General features: G+C 71.7%; 13 protein-coding genes. 3 read left to right on the top strand and 10 right to left on the bottom strand.

What is annotated here, in order from left to right:
• Positions 1 to 88: 88 nt before the first annotated feature.
• The 4 genes from AB0D59_RS42040 to AB0D59_RS42025 form a co-directional block, all read right to left on the bottom strand.
• Positions 89 to 2,065, bottom strand: coding sequence for an ATP-dependent DNA helicase (locus AB0D59_RS42040; protein WP_362576557.1), 1,977 nt, complete (start codon positions 2,063 to 2,065; stop codon positions 89 to 91).
• Positions 2,066 to 2,326: 261 nt separating this feature from the next.
• Positions 2,327 to 3,190: a GNAT family N-acetyltransferase gene (locus tag AB0D59_RS42035; protein ID WP_362576563.1), complete on the bottom strand. Its 864-nt coding sequence runs from the start codon at positions 3,188 to 3,190 to the stop codon at positions 2,327 to 2,329.
• 420 nt (positions 3,191 to 3,610) lie between these two features.
• Positions 3,611 to 5,752 (bottom strand): IucA/IucC family protein, encoded by a 2,142-nt coding sequence (locus tag AB0D59_RS42030; RefSeq protein ID WP_362576556.1) that lies wholly within the window; start codon positions 5,750 to 5,752, stop codon positions 3,611 to 3,613.
• Between the two features lie 331 nt (positions 5,753 to 6,083).
• A complete protein-coding gene (locus tag AB0D59_RS42025; protein WP_362576555.1) occupies positions 6,084 to 7,937 on the bottom strand; it encodes a diaminobutyrate--2-oxoglutarate transaminase family protein in 1,854 nt (617 codons plus the stop codon).
• 397 nt (positions 7,938 to 8,334) lie between these two features.
• Here AB0D59_RS42025 and AB0D59_RS42020 point away from each other — a divergent pair, with 397 nt between their 5' ends.
• Positions 8,335 to 9,552: a hypothetical protein gene (locus AB0D59_RS42020; protein ID WP_362576554.1), complete on the top strand. Its 1,218-nt coding sequence runs from the start codon at positions 8,335 to 8,337 to the stop codon at positions 9,550 to 9,552.
• A 240-nt stretch (positions 9,553 to 9,792) separates the two neighbouring features.
• Here AB0D59_RS42020 and hflX read toward each other — a convergent pair whose 3' ends face one another.
• From hflX to miaA, 6 genes are all read right to left on the bottom strand, one after another.
• On the bottom strand, positions 9,793 to 11,286 hold the full coding sequence (hflX, locus tag AB0D59_RS42015; protein ID WP_362576553.1) for a GTPase HflX: 1,494 nt from the start codon (positions 11,284 to 11,286) through the stop codon (positions 9,793 to 9,795).
• Between the two features lie 158 nt (positions 11,287 to 11,444).
• Positions 11,445 to 12,926, bottom strand: a complete 1,482-nt coding sequence (locus AB0D59_RS42010) for a M1 family metallopeptidase (protein WP_362576552.1) — start codon at positions 12,924 to 12,926, stop codon at positions 11,445 to 11,447.
• A 103-nt stretch (positions 12,927 to 13,029) separates the two neighbouring features.
• Positions 13,030 to 15,147 carry an HD domain-containing protein gene (locus tag AB0D59_RS42005; RefSeq protein WP_362576551.1) on the bottom strand — a complete coding sequence of 706 codons (2,118 nt, stop codon included), beginning with the start codon at positions 15,145 to 15,147 and terminating at the stop codon, positions 13,030 to 13,032.
• Between the two features lie 296 nt (positions 15,148 to 15,443).
• Positions 15,444 to 16,307 carry a diaminopimelate epimerase gene (gene dapF / locus AB0D59_RS42000; RefSeq protein WP_362576550.1) on the bottom strand — a complete coding sequence of 288 codons (864 nt, stop codon included), beginning with the start codon at positions 16,305 to 16,307 and terminating at the stop codon, positions 15,444 to 15,446.
• A gap of 227 nt (positions 16,308 to 16,534) precedes the next feature.
• On the bottom strand, positions 16,535 to 17,041 hold the full coding sequence (locus tag AB0D59_RS41995; RefSeq protein WP_362576562.1) for a hypothetical protein: 507 nt from the start codon (positions 17,039 to 17,041) through the stop codon (positions 16,535 to 16,537).
• A gap of 106 nt (positions 17,042 to 17,147) precedes the next feature.
• Entirely contained in the window at positions 17,148 to 18,086 is a 939-nt protein-coding gene (gene miaA / locus AB0D59_RS41990) for a tRNA (adenosine(37)-N6)-dimethylallyltransferase MiaA (RefSeq protein ID WP_362576549.1), read from the bottom strand.
• Positions 18,087 to 18,265: 179 nt separating this feature from the next.
• On the opposite strand from miaA, the gene AB0D59_RS41985 reads away from it, so the two are divergent.
• Complete coding sequence (locus AB0D59_RS41985; RefSeq protein ID WP_362576548.1) at positions 18,266 to 18,580, top strand: hypothetical protein; 315 nt, start codon at positions 18,266 to 18,268, stop codon at positions 18,578 to 18,580.
• Between the two features lie 33 nt (positions 18,581 to 18,613).
• The gene (locus AB0D59_RS41980) at positions 18,614 to 18,886 is read left to right on the top strand and encodes an antitoxin (protein ID WP_362576547.1); all 273 of its coding nucleotides are present in this window, start codon (positions 18,614 to 18,616) and stop codon (positions 18,884 to 18,886) included.
• Positions 18,887 to 18,952: the final 66 nt, after the last annotated feature.

Raw genomic sequence — 18,952 nt, 5'->3', positions numbered from 1 at the left:
CGCGGGTGACCGCCTCTTCGGATCGCGGGTGACCGCCTCTTCGGATCGCGGGTGAGCCCGTCCCTGGCCGGGACGGGCTCACCCGCGATCACTTCGTCTCCGCCTCCCGTGCCATCGCGTCGATGGCCGCCAGCGACTTCCGGATCTGGTTACGGTCCGTGGTGTACCAGAAGTCGGGCAGTGACGACTTCAGATAGCCGCCGTACCGCGCGGTGGCCAACCGCTGATCGAGTACGGCGACCACACCCCGGTCCCCTGACGCCCGGACCAGCCGGCCCGCGCCCTGGGCCATCAGCAGCGCGGCGTGGGTGGCGGCGACCGCCATGAACCCATTGCCGCCGGCGTCCTCGACGGCCTTCTGCCGGGCGCTCATCAGCGGGTCGTCCGGGCGCGGGAACGGGATCTTGTCCATGACGACCAGCTGGCAGCTGGGGCCCGGGACGTCGACGCCCTGCCACAGCGACAGCGTGCCGAACAGACAGGTCTCGGGGTCCGCCGCGAAGTTCTTGATCAGTTCGCCGAGGGTCTCCTCGCCCTGGAGGAGTATCGGGAACTCGGGAATCCGGACACGCAGCTCCTCTGCGGCCTGCTGGGCGGCTCGCATCGAGGAGAAGAGGCCGAGGGTGCGGCCCCCGGCCGCCTGGATCAGTTCGGTCAGTTCGTCCAGCATGTCGGCACGGTCGCCGTCGCGCGCGGGGCGCGACAGGTGCTTGGCGACATAGAGGATGCCCTGCTTCGGGTAGTCGAAGGGGGAACCGACGTCGACACCCTTCCACTGCGGGAGGTCATCGCCCTCGATGCCCTCCGGAGCGAGGCCCAGGGAGGCTCCCACGCCGTTGAAGTCGCCGCCGAGCTTGAGAGTCGCCGAGGTGAGGGTGACCGAGCGGTCGGCGAAGAGCTTCTCCCGGAGCAGGCCCGACACGGACATCGGGGCGACCCGCACGGAGGCGCCGAAGCGGTCGTGGCGTTCGTACCAGACGACGTCCCACTCGGAGCCGTTCACGATCCGCTCCGCCACGTCGTGCACGGTCTCCACCGAGGCCAGCGCCTGTTTGCGGACCGCGTCCTCGTCCTGGACCGACTTGTCACGGGTCGTGCCGATCGCCGAGATCACGGTGCGGGCGGCGTCCCTGAGGGCCGCCAGGGCATAGCCGAGGTCTTCCGGGATCTCCTCCAGTCGGCCCGGCAGGGCCAGCTCCATCAGCCGCTCGAAACCCTCCGCGGCGGTCTGGAGCTGGTCGGCGGCCTTCTCGTCGACCAGCTTGGCGGCGCGCCGGACCGCGCGGTTGACCTGACCCGGGGTGAGCTCGCCGGTGGCCACGCCGGTGACCCGCGAGACCAGCTCGTGCGCCTCGTCCACGATCAGCACCTCGTGCTGCGGCAGCACCGGGGCACCCTCGATGGCGTCGATCGCGAGCAGCGCATGGTTCGTGACGACGACATCGGCGAGCTTCGCGCGCTCGCGGGCCGTCTCGGCGAAGCACTCGGCGCCGTAGGCGCACTTGGAGGCGCCGAGGCACTCCCGGGAGGAGACCGAGACCTGGGCCCAGGCCTTGTCGGAGACGCCCGGGGTGAGGCCGTCACGGTCACCGGTCTCGGTCTCGTCCGCCCAGTCACGCAGCCGCAGCAGATCCTGGCCGAGCTTGCTGCTCGGCGCCGCCGCCTCGAACTGGTCGAAGAGGCCCTCCTCCTCGTCCTGCGGCACGCCCTCGTGCAGCCGGTGCAGACACAGGTAGTTCGACCTGCCCTTGAGCATCGCGAACTCCGGGCGGCGGCGCAGCAGCGGGTGCAGGGCGTCGACGGTGCGCGGCAGATCCCGCTCCACCAGCTGTCTCTGCAGGGCAAGGGTCGCCGTCGCCACGACGACCCGCTCCCCGTGGGCCAGCGCGGGCACCAGATAGCCGAGCGACTTTCCGGTGCCGGTGCCGGCCTGGACCAGCAGATGGGATCCGTCGTCGATCGCTTCGGCGACCGATTCGGCCATGGTCACCTGGCCGGGGCGCTCCGTACCGCCGACAGCTGTGACAGCGGCATGCAGGAGTTCAGGGAGTGAGGGCTTCGTCATAGCGCGACCACCCTACGGCCCGGCACTGACAATCGGGCGATCAAGGCGGGGACGTGGGATGGGATCACGCCGGGTGCTCCTGGACAGGTGGGCTGAGGAGGGGATGAGGAAGGCGCACGGAGGAAAGGGCAGGCCCGGCGGTTCGACCGTGCCGATTTCTCCCGGGCGGCCGGGAACTGGAATCTTCCGAATTCTTCCGAGTGGCCGGGAACTTGATCGGCGGCCGCTTCGTACTACATGTGTACGCGCCATTACTCAGCGCTACATCAGATGACGTAGGGACCGGTCTCGAATCATGAGGGCGGCCCGTTTGGCAGGCAGGTCGACCTCGGCACCGTAGCGGAAGCCCGCGCCGAGGAAGGCGGCCACGGAGGGGGTGTTGCGAAGATCGGGCTCCGCGACGACGCGCGCGCAGGCGGGGCGGTGATCGAGTACGAGATCGGCCACGGCTCTGAGCAGGGCGGACCCCAGTCCCCGCCCCCGGTCGGCGGCATCGCCGATCAGGAGGTGGATCCCGGTGTCGTGCGGGCGGGCCGGATAGTGGCGGGCGAGCGGATCCAGGTCGGCCCGGTAGATCTCCCAGTAGCTCATCGGGGTGCCGTCGAGCCTGCCCAGGCAGGGCACGCTGCGGCCGTCTCCCGCGAGCTGGGCGTGCAGGTGGTCCTCCGTCTGCGCCCGTGAGCCGGCCAGCTGCCAGAACGCGGCCACGGCGGGGTCGTTCATCCAGCGGCTGATGATCGGCAGGTCGCGGTCGACATGGACCGGCACGAGGTGGAAGGCGCCGACGGGGGTCTCGGTGGGACCCCAGGTGGCGAGCTGATCAAGCAGGTCGAGCGGGCCGAGCGGGTCCAGTGGGTCGTGGTGGAGCTGGGTTGGTCTGTCGGGAGCGTGTGGAGTCCGACGGCCGGGAGCGAGCGGGGGCGGTCCGTCGGGAGCGTGTGGAGTCCGACGGCCGGGAGCGAGCGGGGGCGGTTGTTCGTGACTGAGGGCGGCCGCTCGTTCGTCGTCGAGTGCGGCTGCTCGTTCATGGGCGGGTGCGACCGCACGTTCGAGGTCGAGCGCGGGGGCCTGGACCTGGGTGGTCGGGGCGGTGCGGAGGCCGTCCGGTGCGGTCGGTGCGGGCAGTCCTCCGCCACCGCTGTCGGGGCCGGGCGTCCCGCCGACGTCGGTGTGGGCCGTCCCACCGGGATCGGGGCCGGTTGCCTTCCCGGCCAAGAGGGCGAGGAGTTCGGCGGGCAGGCGGAGGTCCAGGGTGTCCTCGCAGTCCCGGGTGTCCTCGGCGGGACCTGAGCGGCCGGGGTGGACGGGGTGGACCGGCACGGGGCCTGCGTCGGCGCTCGCGTCGGTGGGAGGCATGGTGCGCTCCTCTCAGGAGACGAGGTGGGTCATGTTCCTCGGTCGGTGAGGTGGATGGAGGTCGGCGAACGAAGGGCGGTGGAGTCGGTCAATGAAGGGCGGTGGAGGTCGGTCAATGACAGGTGGTGGAGGTCGGGCGGTGGTTGGAGGGCCGGTCATGATGTCGGCGTGGTCAGGGCGGTCGGGCGGTCAGGAGTGGAGGGGGTTGGCGATGGTGACGTAGACGGACTGGGTGTCGACCGGGCCGACGAGTTCGTCGAGGCCGTGCAGCCGGGTCAGCAGGTTGGCCTTGCAGCGCAGGACGGGTGAGTCGAGCAGGCGGCCGGGCAAGGAGGTGCGCAGCCGGGCGGGTCCGGAGGCCGCGTCGGTGAGGAAACGGCGGAAGGCCGCGAGCAGCAGGCGCTCGTCCGCAAGCCGCTGGGAGCCGAACGCGCCGATCAAACCGAGCACGTTGTTGATGCCGAGGTAGTAGGCGAAGCGTTCGTCGGTGACCTCGTCGGAGACGAAGGTGTCGCTGTGCTCACCGATGCCGGGCAGCCGGGCGTCGAGTTCTGCCCGCCGGGACTCGCGGAAGTAGTAGCCCTGGTTGTCGCGGTAGCGCCCGCCGGCGGGCCAGCCGTCGGCGTCCAGCAGGAGCAGGGTGTTCTGCTGGTGTGCCTCCAGGGCGACACCGGCCTCGCCGTCGAGCCAGAGCACCGGACGGACGACCTGCTCCAGGTAGCGCAGGAACCACTCGGCACTGACGGCGCCGACGGGGCGACCGGTGCGTTGGGCGAGCCGGGCGATCACCCGGGCCAGCCGGGACCGGTACGGCCGGGGACCGCCGTCGGCGGCAGGGACGTCGAGGGGGCGGGGTGCGACCAGCCCGGCGAGGCAGGACACGTCGTCGGCGGGGGTGAACGGGTTGTGCCGGATCACCACGTCGAGTCCGGGCACGGGCCGGCCGTCCTGGCCGTCCACGCCCAGCCAGGCGGGGTCGCGCACGATGTCGAAGCCGGGGTGGGCGGCCTGCCACTGCTTGGCGAGGCCGGTGCGCAGCAGGCGGTGCACCTCGACGCCTCGGTGGAGTTCCTTGCGGAGGTTCTCCCGGCGGGAGTTGGTGATGCGCAGGCCCAGCGACAGCTTGAGCATGGCGGGGGCGCCGGTGCGGTGAACGGTTCGCACGGAGGAGGTGGGATACCAGGGGGCGCCGAGGGGGCCCAGGTCGCGCAGGAGACCGGCATCGAGAAGGGCGGCGGTCGTCTCGCGGTGGCGGACCTCGCGGGCCTGCCAGGGGTGCAGGGGCAGGGCGGCGCCGTAGCCATCGGGCAGGGGCAGGGGCGCGCCGGCCAGGCTCTCCATGAGGTGCGGCGCGGGGACGGGGCGGCCGCGCTCGGTCCAGGCCGAGTCGGTGGCGAGCAGGGAGGAGGCGACCGCCATCCAGTGCAGGGGGAAGGAGCCGCGCAACTCCGGTGAGTAGAGCCGGGCTTCGGAGTCGGTCAGGCCCTCGCGGCTCTTCGGGGTCGGGTGCAGTGGATGCCCGAGAAGGAGAGCCTGCTCGGCGGCGAGGAAACGGTCGGGGCCGTCGGCGGGGTGGGCCCGCCGGTCCGTGATGAAGGTGACCGTGCGGCGCAGGGAGTCGGCGACCCGGGCCACGAGGTCGCAAGCGTCGGGAACGGCCTGAGTGCGGGGGGTGCCTTCGGCGAGGCGGGAGTGGCTTTCGGCGCGGACAGGACCTCGGTCAGGGTGGACAGAACCGCGGTCGGGGTGGACGGAACCGCCGTTGACCTCGACGGGACCGCCGTTGGCTTGGTCGGAACCGCCGTTGGCTTGGGGGGCGGTGCCCTCGGCCGGCCCTACGCTGCCGTCGGCTCGGCCGGCGTACCCATCGACGTGACCGAGAACGCGCTGGGCTCGGCCCACCGTGCATCCTGCGGCTCCGGCCGTCTCGCGGGTGAGCAGGGCCGCGAGGGTGAGCGCGTCGACGGGTGGGGCGGTGTCGGGGGCGCCCGCCAGGCGGGGTGGGCCGAATCGGTGCCAGCCGGTCGGGGACCAGTGGCGGACCGGGGTGAGCAGGGCCGTACCGCTGGCGGGCAGCGGGATGCGCAGGGTGCCGGTATCGGGCGTGGGGAGGTCCGTCTCGCGTACCCAGCAGCGGAGGAGGTTCTCCACGGCGGCGGCCTGGGCGGCGGCGTGCGGGTCGGGGTGTTCCAGAAGGTCCCCGGTGTCGTCGCGAGGCTGCTCGGGCTGGACAGCACGGCCACGTTGCTGGGGAACCGACTCGGCGAGCGGAACGGGGCGTCCCTGTGGGCCTTGGTCTCCGTGGTCGTCAGGGGCGGGGGTGGCGTTCAAGGGGGTTCCTCGGGGCTCGGGCGGTGCGGAGTGGCCGTTGGCGTTGGCCGTCGTACGCGGCGAACTCGGCTGATCAGGGGTGAATTGAGTGCTGACTGTCCTTACGAGAGAGGTGTGGACGATGTGGGGTCTCATGCACGGGTCGGCCGGGCCGGCCGGTCTCCTCCAGGCGCACCGGCCGACTGGTTCGGTTCGGCGCCGGGCGGCCGGCCTGCTGACGGCGGTTCGGCGACGCCGGGCGGCCGGCCTGCCGCCCTCGGCGGTACGGCGGGCAGGCGCCTGCCGGATGGTCCGGCGGGCCGGTTCCCTCCGGGCGATCCGCTCGGCTGGGTCATTGCGGGCGCGGTGGCCGGTCGGCCCGTTCCGGGTGAGTGGGCCGGCCGGCCGGCTCCTTGCGGCCGTCGGGTCGGCGAGACTGCCGGACGCCGTGGGCGGCCGGGTCGCGGGCCACCGCGGCCACGGCGTCGGCGAGGCGGTCCAGGACGGCGGTCGCCTGTTCGTCGGTGATGGTCAGCGGCGGCAGGAGTCGTACGACACCGGCATGGCGGCCGCCGAGCTCGACGATCAGGCCCCGTTCCAGGCAGGCGCGCTGCACGGCAGAGGCCAGTTCGGGAGCGGCGGGGTGCGGCCGGGGCCGACCCGCACCGCCCCACCCACCTACCGCGCCACCACCACTGGGGCCACCCCCACTCACCACGCCACCACCCCGGCCACCCCCACTCACCACGCCACCACCCCGGGCGCCCCGGCTCACCCCGCCACCACCCCGGGCGCCCCGGCTCACCCCGCCGCCGCTCCAGTCACCCCCGCCCACAGCGTCGCCGTCCCAGCCATCCCCGCCGATGGCACCACCGCACAAGCCACCCCCGCCGATGGCACCGGCATCCAAGGCGCCGCCCCGCATCTCCACCGCCTCACCGGAGCCCCTGACCTCGCCCTCTCCCGCAGCGCCCACCGCGCGCACGCGCCCCTGTCCCGCAACCCCCGCAAATCCCGCGGCCTCCGCCCACCCCTCCTCCGCTGCCCCCGCACACCCCTCCCCCTCCGGGTCCACCAGTTCCACCCCGATCATCAGCCCCCGCCCCCGCACATCACCCACGCACGCGAACTCCTCCTGAAGGAAACGCAGTTGGGAGAGCATTCGGGAGCCGAGGAGGCCCGCGCGTTCGGCGAGGCCGTTCTCGCGGACGTGGGCGAGGGTGGCCGTGCCGGCGGCCATGGCGAGTTGGTTGCCGCGGAAGGTGCCGGCGTGGGCGCCGGGTTCCCAGACGTCGAGGTCGTCGCGGTAGACGACGACGGCGAGGGGGAGGCTGCCGCCGATGGCCTTGGAGAGGACCATCACGTCGGGGGTGACCCCACTGTGCTCGACGGCCCAGAAGGCGCCGGTCCTGCCCACCCCGGTCTGGATCTCGTCCGCGATGAGGGGGATGGAGCGGTCGGCGGTGAGCCGGCGCATCCCGCGCAGCCAGTCGTCCGGTGCCGGGATCACCCCGCCCTCGCCCTGGACGGGTTCGAGGATCATCCCGGCGGGCAGTGGGACGCCGGACTTGGGGTCGTCGAGGACGGACTCGGTCCAGCGGGCGCCGAGTTCGGCGCCGCCCGGGCCGCCGACGCCGAACGGGCAGCGGTAGTCCTGGGGATAGGGCAGCCGGGCCACGCTGACGTCGCCGGCTCCGCCGGAGGCGGCCAGCGCGCCGGTGGTCATGCCGTGGTACGCGCCGGTGAAGGCGAGGATGCCGGTTCGGCCGGTCGCGGCCCGGACGAGTTTGAAGGCGGCCTCCACGGCGTCCGTACCGGCGGGCCCGCAGAACTGGACGCGGGCGCGGTCCGCGAGGCCGGGCGGCAGGGTGCGGAACAGTTCGGTGATGAAGGCGTCCTTGACGGGGGTCGCCAGGTCGAGGACGGAGAGCGGGGCGCCGGAGTCGAGGACCTTGCGGATCGCCTCCAGCACCACCGGGTGGTTGTGGCCGAGCGCGAGGGTACCGGCGCCGGAGAGGCAGTCCAGGTAACGGCGGCCGTCGGCGCCCTCGATGGTCAGGCCGCGGGCCCGCACCGGCACGATGGGGAGGGCGCGCGCGTAGGTCCGGGCCCGCGACTCGCGCGCCGACTGACGTCTCAGGATCCCTTCGTGCGCCGCGTGCGCTCCCCCGAACGTCCCCCCGGTCACCGACTCCGTCACGGCCACGGTTCGCTGTCCTCCCCGCTGTTCAGAGGCGAGTTGATCGCGGGCACCGGGCACAGGCAGCGGAACCCCCACCGCTACCAACCCCGGACCGCCCAGCGGGTTACGGGTTGCCTCAAAATCCTTGCCGCGCCCTTTCCCTGCTCCTTACCTGTTCGCCGCCGTCGTTCGGCCCGCCGGACAAGGGCCCACCAATCGACAGCCGGAGTTCGAGCCGCGGCTCCCGCGCTGGTGAGGGCGTCGTGCCGGCGGAGGGCGGTTGGGGCCGGAGGGGCAGGTGAGCGGGGTTGTCCGGGCGGAGGGCCCGTAGCGAAACCGTTGCCCTTCCATGGGAAGCCCCGCACAGCGAGCGCATAGTGTGTGGCGCTGAAGTTCCTTACCGACAGGGGGAGTCACCACCATGCGATCCATCCGGCCGTCGTTCACCCTTCGAAGGGGCGCGCCCCGGGCGCTGGCGGCCGTCGCCCTCGCCTCGACGCTGGCGCTGACCGCCACCGCCTGCGACAGCTCCGGCGACGACAACGCGGGCGGCCCGGCGTCCGCGTCCGCCACGGCCGACACCGGCGACGGCAAGATCAAGATCCCGGACGACATCAAGAACAAGCTCAAAGAGCACGGGATCGACATCGACAAGTGGAAGAACGGCGCCTGGAACAACTGGAACAAGGGCGACTGGCTGCGCGAGGCCAACGACTTCATCAACCCCATCATCAAGGGCCTGTGGGACCCGGACCGGATGCGGGACGCCAACGACCCGGACAAGGACAAGGGCGTCGACGACAACGACCTCTCCGGTGACCAGGGGGTGACCGACCCGACGCCGGACGCTGTCGAGGCGAAGGCCGTGCGGCCGACCTACCACGCCAACGCGGCCACCGCCGGGAAGGTCTTCTTCGACTCCCCCGAGGGCACGATGGTCTGCTCGGCGACGGTCGTCGAGGACCCCACGCACCCGGGCAAGTCCAACCTGGTGTGGACGGCGGGCCATTGTGTGCACGCCGGCAAGAACGGCGGCTGGTACCGCAACATCGCGTTCGTGCCGTCGTACAACGACCAGGGGCTGACCGGCACGGCGCTCACGCAGGCGACCCGCTCCCAGATCGCGCCGTACGGCGTCTGGTGGGGAGACGGGGCGCAGACCTCGCAGCAGTGGATCAACCAGGGCGGGGAGACGGGCGGCGACGGCGCGTCGTACGACTACGCCGTGATCCATGTGACACCGGAACAGGGCAGTGGCGGCAAGTCCCTTGAGGAGACGGTCGGTTCGGCACTTCCGGTGAACTTCGGCGCCCCGGCCGTTCCGAAGGTGTCGAGCATCACGGCCACCGGGTATCCGGCGGCGAAGCCGTACGACGGGTCGCTGCTGTACCAGTGCGCGGACAGGCCGGGGCGGCTGTCCATCGACGCGTCGGCGCCGACGATGTACCGGATCGGCTGCACGATGACCGGCGGGGCGTCCGGTGGCGGCTGGGTGGAGACAGGTGCCGACGGCAAGGCGGCGCTGGTGTCCAACACGTCGATCGGACCGGTGAGTTCGGGGTGGCTGGCCGGGCCGCGGTTCGGTGATGTGGCCAAGGGTGTGTATGAGGCGGTGAGCAAGGAGTTTGCTGATCAGTGAGGGTGGTGAGGGTCGCCGACTCGCCGTAGCACGCCGTGTGCACACCGGCGTAGGCGGGTACGCCGACCGCCGCCGCGACACCGGGCACGACCGGTGCTGGTGCTTGGGCGGCTGACTCGCCATCGTGGCTGATCGCGCTCACGCGGCGGAGCCGCATATCGACACTGCCCCGCGCCCCTCAAAGACAAAAGACGTGAGGCCCGCCCCCTTGAAAGGGGGCGGGCCTCACGTCAGCGGTCGTTACGCAGCCGGCGTCGGGACGTACGGCGTCAGTTCCGCCGCCAGTTCCTCGTGGACCCGGACCTTGAGCAGGGTGCCCTCGGCGGTGTGCTCCTCCGAGAGGACCTCGCCCTCGTTGTGGGCGCGGGCGACCAGCTTGCCGTGTGTGTAGGGGACCAGGGCCTCGATCTCGACCGACGGGCGGGGCAGCTCGTCGTCGATCAGGGCGAGGAGTTCCTGGATGCCCTGGCCGGTACGGGCCGAGACCGCGATCGAGCGCTTCTCGTTGCGCAGCAGCCGCTGGAGGACCAGCGGGTCGGCCGCGTCCGCCTTGTTGATCACCACGAACTCGGGTACGTCGGTGGCACCGACGTCCCTGATCACCTCGCGGACGGCGGCCAGCTGCTCCTCCGGCACCGGGTGCGAGCCGTCGACCACGTGCAGGATCAGGTCGGCTTCGCCGACCTCCTCCATGGTGGAACGGAACGCCTCGACCAGGTGGTGGGGCAGATGGCGCACGAAGCCGACGGTGTCGGCCAGCGTGTAGAGGCGGCCGCTCGGGGTCTCCGCGCGGCGGACCGTCGGGTCCAGGGTCGCGAACAGGGCGTTCTCGACCAGGACACCGGCGCCGGTGAGGCGGTTGAGCAGAGAGGACTTGCCGGCGTTGGTGTAGCCCGCGATGGCGACGGACGGCACCTTGTGGCGCTTGCGCTCCTGGCGCTTGATATCGCGGCCGGTCTTCATCTCCGCGATCTCCCGGCGCATCTTCGCCATCTTCTCGCGGATCCGCCGCCGGTCCGTCTCGATCTTGGTCTCACCGGGACCACGGGTGGCGAGGCCGCCGCCCGAGCCGCCGCCCATCTGCCGGGACAGCGACTGACCCCAGCCGCGCAGGCGCGGCAGCATGTACTGCATCTGTGCCAGCGCGACCTGCGCCTTGCCCTCTCGGGACTTGGCGTGCTGGGCGAAGATGTCCAGGATCAGGGCGGTCCGGTCGATGACCTTGACCTTGACGACGTCCTCCAGCTGGATCAGCTGGCCCGGGCTCAGCTCACCGTCGCAGATGACGGTGTCCGCCCCGGTTTCGACGACGATGTCGCGCAGCTCCAGGGCCTTGCCGGAACCGATGTAGGTGGCCGCGTCGGGCTTGTCGCGGCGCTGGATGACACCGTCGAGCACGAGCGCACCCGCCGTCTCGGCGAGGGCGGCCAGCTCCGCGAGGGAGTTGTCCGCGTCCTGCACGGTGCCCGTGGTCCACACCCCGACCAGCACGACCCGCTCCAGACGGAGCTGTCGGTACTCGACCTCGGTGACGTCCTCGAGCTCGGTGGAGAGGCCCACCACGCGGCGCAGGGCCGCGCGCTCGGAGCGGTCGAACTGGTCGCCGTCCCGCTCTCCGTCGATCTCGTGGCTCCAGGCGACGTCCTCTTCCATCAGGGCATCGGCCCGAAGACCTTCGGGGTAGTCCTGCGCGAGGCGCCTGGTGTCCTGGGAAGGGGAAGAAGAGGAGGTCATTGGGTCCTTACGTCGATGGGGATGCCGAAATCGGCGTTCACTGCTTCAACGTACGAGTACCCCGGGAGATTCCCCGTGACCCGTACCGCGCCGACCCCATGATGGTCGCACGGTACGACCCGTCACGGCACCGTGTTATTCCGGGGGCCGCGCCGCCGTCACCTCTTGGCCTGCTTGTCCGGGGCCGGGGTCTGCTTCCAGTCCGGGTGGCCGGGCATCGGCGGGGTCTTCTCGCCGTACAGCCAGGCGTGGAAGAAGCCGGTGAGGTCGCGGTTCGCGACCGCGGAGGCCAGCTTCACGTAGTCGGCGGTGGTGGCGGTGGCGTCCTTGTGGCGCTGCACCCAGATCCGCTCCAGGCGCTCGAAGGCGGGCTTGCCGATCTCCTGGCGCAGGGCGTAGAGGGCGAGGGCGGCGCCGTCGTAGATGTTGGGGCGGAAGATGCTGATCTTCTGGCCGGGGTCGGGCGCCTTGGGCAGGGCGGGCGGTCCGCCGGCGGCGCGCCAGCGGTCGGAGGCGCCGTAGGCGGCCTTCATCCGGTCGATCATGGGCCGCTTGCCCTTCTCCTGCGCGTACAGCGCCTCGTACCAGGTGGCGTGGCCCTCGTTCAGCCATACGTCCGACCAGACGTGCGGGCTGACGCTGTCGCCGAACCACTGGTGGGACAGCTCGTGCACCATGATCGACTCGATGTACCACTTGGGGTACGCGGGCTCGGTGAACAGTTTCTTCTCGAAGAGGGAGAGGGTCTGGGTCTCCAGCTCGAAGCCTGTGGACGCCTGTGCCATGAGCACGCCGTAGGTCTCGAAGGGGTACGTCCCGACCTTGCTCTCCAGCCAGGCGATCTGGTCCGGGGTCTTGGCCAGCCAGGGTTCGAGGGTCTTGGCGTCGGCGCTCGGGACGACGTCCCGGACGGGCAGGCCGTGCGGGCCGGTGCGGTGCAGTACGGCGGAGCGGCCGATGGAGACCTGGGCCAGTTCGGTGGCCATGGGGTGCTGGGTGCGGTAGGTCCAGGTGGTCTGCCGGCCGACCCGGGCGGAGTCGGTGGGGAGGCCGTTGGCGACGACGGTGTAGCCGTTCGGGGCGGTGATGTGGAAGGTGAACATCGCCTTGTCGGACGGGTGGTCGTTGCACGGGAAGACCAGGTGGGCGGCGTCGGCCTGGTTGGCCATGGCGAGCCCGTCGGTGGTGCGCACCCAGCCGCCGTCCTGGCCCTTGGCCGGCACCGGGTCGCTGGTGTGCTTCACGGTGATCCGCGTCCAGCTGCCCTGCCGCAGCGGCTGGTCCGGGGTGACGACCAGGTCGTCGCCGGTGCTGTCGAAGGCGGCGGCCCGGCCGTCGACCTCGACGGACTCGACCTTGCCGTGCGCGAAGTCCAGGTTGACCCGGTCCAGGTCGGTGGTGGCCCAGGCGTCGATGGTGGTGACGGCCTGGAGCGGTTTGTCGTTGTTGCCGGGATAGGTGAAGGAGAGGTCGTAGGACGCCACGTCGTACCCCGGGTTGCCGAGGTTCGGGAAGAGCCGGTCGCCGATGCCCAGCGAGGTCGGCGGAGCGCTCGCGCCGAGCAGGGCGACGGAGACGGCGGAGGCGAGCAGGGCGGCGTGCCGGCGCCTGGGCCGACGGGCGCGGAGGGTGAGCGACATGAACCACCGCTACCAGCGCGCTCCCGGCTGCCGGCGACGACGCGCGCCCGAACCACTCGAACGAGTAGCTCAGACGCGCCTGCCGTCGGCTCGGACGGCCGCCTTACTGGTGTTGCGCTCGGTCGACGTCGTACACCCCGGCCACGTTGCGCATCGCGCGCATCAGGGCGGGCAGGTGGGCCGCGTCGGGGAGCTCGACGGTGTAGGTGTGGCGGACGCGCTGCTGGCTGGGTGGTTCCACGGTGGCCGAGACGATCTCGGCGCCCTCCTGGGCCATCGCCTCGGTGAGGTCGGCGAGCAGATGGGGGCGGCCGAACGATTCGGCGACCAGGGTGACCCGGCAGGCGGTGCTGTCGCCCCAGCTCACGGCGGCCTCGGGGCGCCCGGTGCCCTTCATGTGCGCCACCGAGGCGCAGGCCACGCGGTGCACGGTGACCACTCCCCCGCGCACGGCGAAGCCGGTGACCTCGTCGGGCGGTACGGGGGTGCAGCAGCCGGCCAGCCGTACGGTCGCGTCGGGCCGGTCGACGACCACGGCGCTGGCGGTGCGGGGCGTGGCTGCCTGGGGCTCCGGGATCGGGCGGGTGGGTACGGCCACGGGGGCGTGCGGCTCCTCGGCGCTGTCCGGGTGGGTGGCGAGCCAGCGCTGGATGGCGATGCGCGCGGCGGGCGTGTGGGCGTGCTCCAGCCACTCCCGGGAGGGTTCGGAGGCCGGGTCCTGGCCCATCAGCAGCTGGACGGTGTCACCGTCCTTGAGGACGGTGCTGAGGGTGGCGAGTCGCCCGTTGACCCGGGCGCCGATGCAGGCGTGCGCGTCCTCGCCGTACTGGGCGTAGGCGGCGTCGACGCAGGTGGCGCCCTCGGGGAGGCCGAGGGTGCCGCCGTCGGGGCGGAAGACGGTGATCTCCCGGTCCTGGGCGAGGTCCTCGCGGAGGGTGGACCAGAAGGTGTCGGCGTCGGGCGCGGCCTTCTGCCAGTCGAGGAGGCGGGAGAGCCAGCCGGGGCGGGTCGGGTCGGCACGCTCGTCGTCGGCCGGGGCGTCGGAGCCGGGCGCGTCGGCGGCCGGGGCGTAGGGGTTGCCGAGGGCGACGACACCGGCCTCGGCGACCTTGTGCATCTGGTGGGTGCGGATGAGGACTTCGGCGACCTGCCCGTCGGCGCGGGCCACCGCCGTGTGGAGCGACTGGTACAGGTTGAACTTCGGTACGGCGATGAAGTCCTTGAACTCCGAGACCACCGGGGTCAGACAGGTGTGCAGTTCGCCGAGCACGGCGTAACAGTCCGCGTCCTCGTTGACCAGCACCAGCAGCCGGCCGAAGTCGGCGCCGCGCAGTTCGCCGCGTTTGCGGCTGACGCGGTGGACGGAGACGAAGTGGCGTGGCCGGATGAGGACTTCGGCGGGGATGTCGGCCTCGCGCAGTACCCCGCGCACCTCGTCGGAGATCTCCGCGAGGGGATCGTCCCCGCGGGCCGCGTTCTCGGCGATCAACTCCCGTGTGTGCGCGTACTCCTCGGGGTGCAGGATCGCGAAGACCAGGTCCTCCAGCTCGGTCTTCAGGGCCTGCACGCCGAGCCGTTCGGCGAGCGGGATGAGGACGTCACGGGTGACCTTGGCGATGCGGGCCTGTTTCTCGGGGCGCATCACGCCGAGGGTGCGCATGTTGTGCAGCCGGTCGGCGAGCTTGATCGACATCACGCGGACGTCGCTGCCGGTGGCGACGAGCATCTTCCGGAACGTCTCGGGTTCGGCGGCGGCCCCGTAGTCGACCTTCTCGAGTTTGGTCACCCCGTCGACCAGGTAACGGACCTCCTCGCCGAACTGTTCCCGCACCTGGTCGAGGGTCACATCGGTGTCCTCGACCGTGTCGTGGAGCAGAGACGCCGTCAGGGTCGTGGTCTCGGCGCCGAGTTCGGCGAGGATCAGGGTGACCGCGAGGGGGTGGGTGATGTACGGCTCGCCACTCTTGCGCATCTGGCCGCGGTGCGAGGACTCGGCCAGTACGTAGGCGCGGCGCAGGGGTTCGAGGTCGGCGTCGGGGTAGTGGGCGCGGTGCGCCTCGGCCACATGGCCGATGGCGTCGGGCAGCTTGCCGCGGGTCGCGTTGCCGAGGAGCGCGGCCCGGCCGAGCCGGCGCAGGTCGATCCGGGGGCGGGCCTTCCTGCGGGCCGCTGTGGGCACTACAGGTCCGGGCGTCGCAGGGTTCGTGGCCTCCGCACTCATGGGCACCTCCGGCTCGTGGACCGGCGGACGGGATCCCTGGGCATACAACGGCTCAGGGATTGGCGACATTCCCCCGTCCGTGCCGGTGCTTGATGCTACCGAGCCCAACACGCCCGACTGACCGCCTCCCGCCCAGCGTGAAACGGATCACCCATTCGAGCGACGACTTGGAGGTTTACGATTTTGCGCCACCTGTTCGGGGGGTGGTCGACGTTTCTCGCCACCGGAGGCAACGCGGGCCGTGGAATTGGATGTTGTACGACGCTCCCGACCACGGTTCACGACGTCCGGCCGGCTCAACGGGCGGCGTTTTCCAGCCAATCGGCGTCGATCTCGCCTTCGGCCACGATCACGGCGGGGCCCGTCATCTCGATCTCGCCGTCGGGTCGTTCGGTGATGACGAGGCGTCCGCCGGGCACGTCCACGGTGTACGTCGCCGAGGTTCCGGTGACGGCGGGGTCGGCGCCGTCGCGGCGGGCGGTGGCCACGGCGACCGCGCAGGCGCCGGTGCCGCAGGAGCGGGTCTCGCCGGAGCCGCGCTCGTGCACGCGCATCGCGACGTGGCCGGGGCCGCGGTCGACGACGAACTCGACGTTGACCCCTTCGGGGTAGGCCGCCGGGGGGCTGAAGGGGGGCGGGCTGTAGAGGTCGCCGGCGTGCGCGAGGTCCTCGACGAAGGCGACGGCGTGCGGGTTGCCCATGTTCACGTTCCGGGCGGGCCAGGTGCGGTCGCCGACACTCACCGTGACGTCGCTCTCGGGGAGGCGGGCGCTGCCCATGCCGACGGTGACGTCGCCGTCCTTGGCGATGTGGACGGTCTTCACGCCGCCGCGGGTGGCGACGGCGAGGTCGCCCTCCGTGACATGACCGGCGTACTGGAGGTAGCGGGCGAAGACGCGGACGCCGTTGCCGCACATCTCGGCGATCGAGCCGTCGCCGTTGCGGTAGTCCATGAACCACTCCGCGTCGGCGGCCATCCCCTCGGCCTCGGGGTGCGCGGCGGACCGGACGACGTGCAGCACGCCGTCCGCGCCGAGACCGGCACGGCGGTCGCAGAGGGCGGCTACGGCGGCCGGGGTGAGGTCCAGGGCGTTGTCCGGGTCCGGGACGATCACGAAGTCGTTCTCGGTGCCGTGGCCCTTGAGGAAGGGGATGCGCATTCTTCGAGGGTACGGGAGGGGTGCGTGGTGGTTCGGCCGCGGGATGGTGGGGCTGATCGCGCCCACGCGGCGAAGCCACAGATCGATCACGCTGCGGAGCCGCATATCGGCACACCGATCGATCACGCTGCGAAGTCGCATCTCGATACAGCCCATGATCACGCTTCGGAGCCGCATATCGGTACCGCCCCGTACCCCTACGGGGCCGCCCTGGCCCCGGGCGCTTTTCAGCGCAGTCGCGCCACTCGCCAGACAGCCAGGACGACCACGAGCGCAACCAGGACCACGTAACCGATCACCACGCGCCAGTCGGGCCTGCGCTCCGAGCCCCTCGCGGGGAAGCCCGGCAGGGTGTAGCCCACCCGGCGGGCCGCCATCATGCCCCAGCCTGCCGCGCAGGAGCAGATCAGCAGACCCAGCATCGCGATCACCGCGCCGCTGTCGCCGAAGTCGAAGGCCAGCGGGAAGGCGAACATCAGGGAGCCCACCGCGGCCAGGCCCACGATCGGGGCCAGCTGCCACAGGCGCAGACGACGCTGCGGGCGGAGCTCCACCTCGACTTCAGGACCGCTGGTGAACATCTCCTCCGGCTCGGGGCCGTCGGCGGTCACCCCGCCGCCCACCGTGTCGTCCGGACCGTCCGGCGTCAGTCGGTCCTCGCCCTCGTCCGGATCATCCGGTTCCACGGCGACATGCTCGGTGTCTCGTGCGGTGTCGCGAGGGCCGGCCTCCATCGCCACGCGCCCTCCCAACTAGGACTCCACTTGCGATCGAAGCTCGATGATGGCACGGCGCCGGAGGCCTCGATGACCGGTGGCGCATCCCGATGCCATGACGTGATCAGGCTGTGACCGGTCGTTCGAGCAACGCCAGGGCCAGCCGCGGAAGTTCCTCGCGGTCCGCCGCGGCCCCACTCAACCAGTGCACCCGGGGGTCGCGCCTGAACCATGAATCCTGACGGCGCGCGAAGCGCTTGGTGGCACGAACGGTCTCGGCGCGCGCTTCCGCTTCCGTGCACTCCCCGGCCAGCGCCGTGAGGACCTGCTGGTAGCCGAGCGCGCGCGACGCCGTACGGCCCTCGCGCAGCCCGTGCGCCTCCAGTGCGCGCACCTCGTCCACCAGCCCGGCCTCCCACATCCGGTCGACGCGCAGCGCGATGCGCTCGTCGAGCTCGGGGCGGCCCACGTCGACACCGATCTGGACGGTGTCGTACACCGAGTCATGGCCCGGCAGGTTGGCGGTGAAGGGCCGGCCGGTGATCTCGATCACCTCCAGGGCCCGGACGATACGCCGCCCGTTGCTGGGCAGGATCGCGCGGCCCGCGTCGGGGTCGGCGGCGCACAGCCGGGCGTGCAGGGCGCCGGCGCCGCGCAACGCGAGTTCCTCCTCCAGGCGGCCCCTGACCTCGGGGTCGGTGCCGGGGAACTCCAGGTTGTCGACGGCGCCGCGGATGTAGAGCCCGGAGCCGCCGACCAGGATCGGCCAGCGGCCCTCGGCGAGCAGGGCGTCGATACGGGCGCGGGCGAGCCGCTGGTACTCGGCGACGGAGGCCGTGACGGTCACGTCCCAGATGTCGAGCAGGTGGTGCGGGACGTCGGCGCGCTCCTCGGGCGTCAGCTTGGCGGTGCCGATGTCCATCCCCTGGTACAGCTGCATGGAGTCGGCGTTGACGACCTCCCCGCCGAGCCGTTGGGCCAGGAAGACGCCGAGGTCGGACTTTCCGGCCGCGGTGGGGCCGACGACGGCGATGACACGGGGGGCGGGGGGTGCGCTGCTCACCGCACCAGTCTCGCAAACCTCGGCGGCGGGTCTCGAACGAGTTACGTGACAGTCCGTGTCCGGCTTCGTTGCCCGTTGCGAGGTTCCCGCCGCCGGCGAGAGGCGGTGACCGGGGTGGCGCAAACGGACGCACCGGGTCACGCGGGATTTCGCTCACGCGAGTAACGTATGGAGTGGATATGGGCGTTTTTGCACGATTCCTCGGGAAGAAGTCGAAGGTCACGGAGGAGCCGGACACCGAGGCGCCGGTCGGCACCGAGCCGGCCGGGTCCACGGCGGAGGACGCGGTGGAGAGCGCAGCGGAGAACGCGGCGGAGGAGGCGGCCGGGGCGACGGCGGCGAAGGAGCCTGGCGAGGACGGCGGCGGGCGCACGGAGGTGCGGACGGAACCGGAGCCCGTCGCGGTCGCCGGCGACGAGAGCACCGAGATCCCCAAGCAGCAGTCCGCCAAGGAGGCCGCCGACAACGAGGTCGGCGAGGGCGCCCGCACATAGCGGCCCGCGAGGGAAGCCATAGGGAAGGTAGCCATGGGTCTTTTGGACAATTTGAAGGCCAAGCTCGCCCCGGCCAAGGACCGGGTCTCTGACCTCGCGCAGCAGCACGAGGACAAGATCGACAAGCTCCAGCACGGCATCGACAAGGCCGCGCGGGTCGTCGACGAGAAGACCAAGGGCAAGTACAGCGACAAGATCCAGACGGGTACGGGCAGGGCCAAGGGCGCCATGGACCGGTTTGTACACCCGGACGCGACCGACCCCACCGCGCCGACCCGGCCGGAGGGCCCGCCGCCGGCTTCCTGAGCCGGGCGGACCACGGAGATCGGCGGACGGCCGAGAGTCACCCGACTCCCGGCCGTCCGCCGTTTC

The sequence above is a fragment of the Streptomyces sp. NPDC048417 genome (assembly GCF_040651615.1).
Taxonomy (GTDB): Bacteria; Actinomycetota; Actinomycetes; order Streptomycetales; family Streptomycetaceae; genus Streptomyces.
This window is presented reverse-complemented; position numbering and strand designations above follow the sequence as displayed.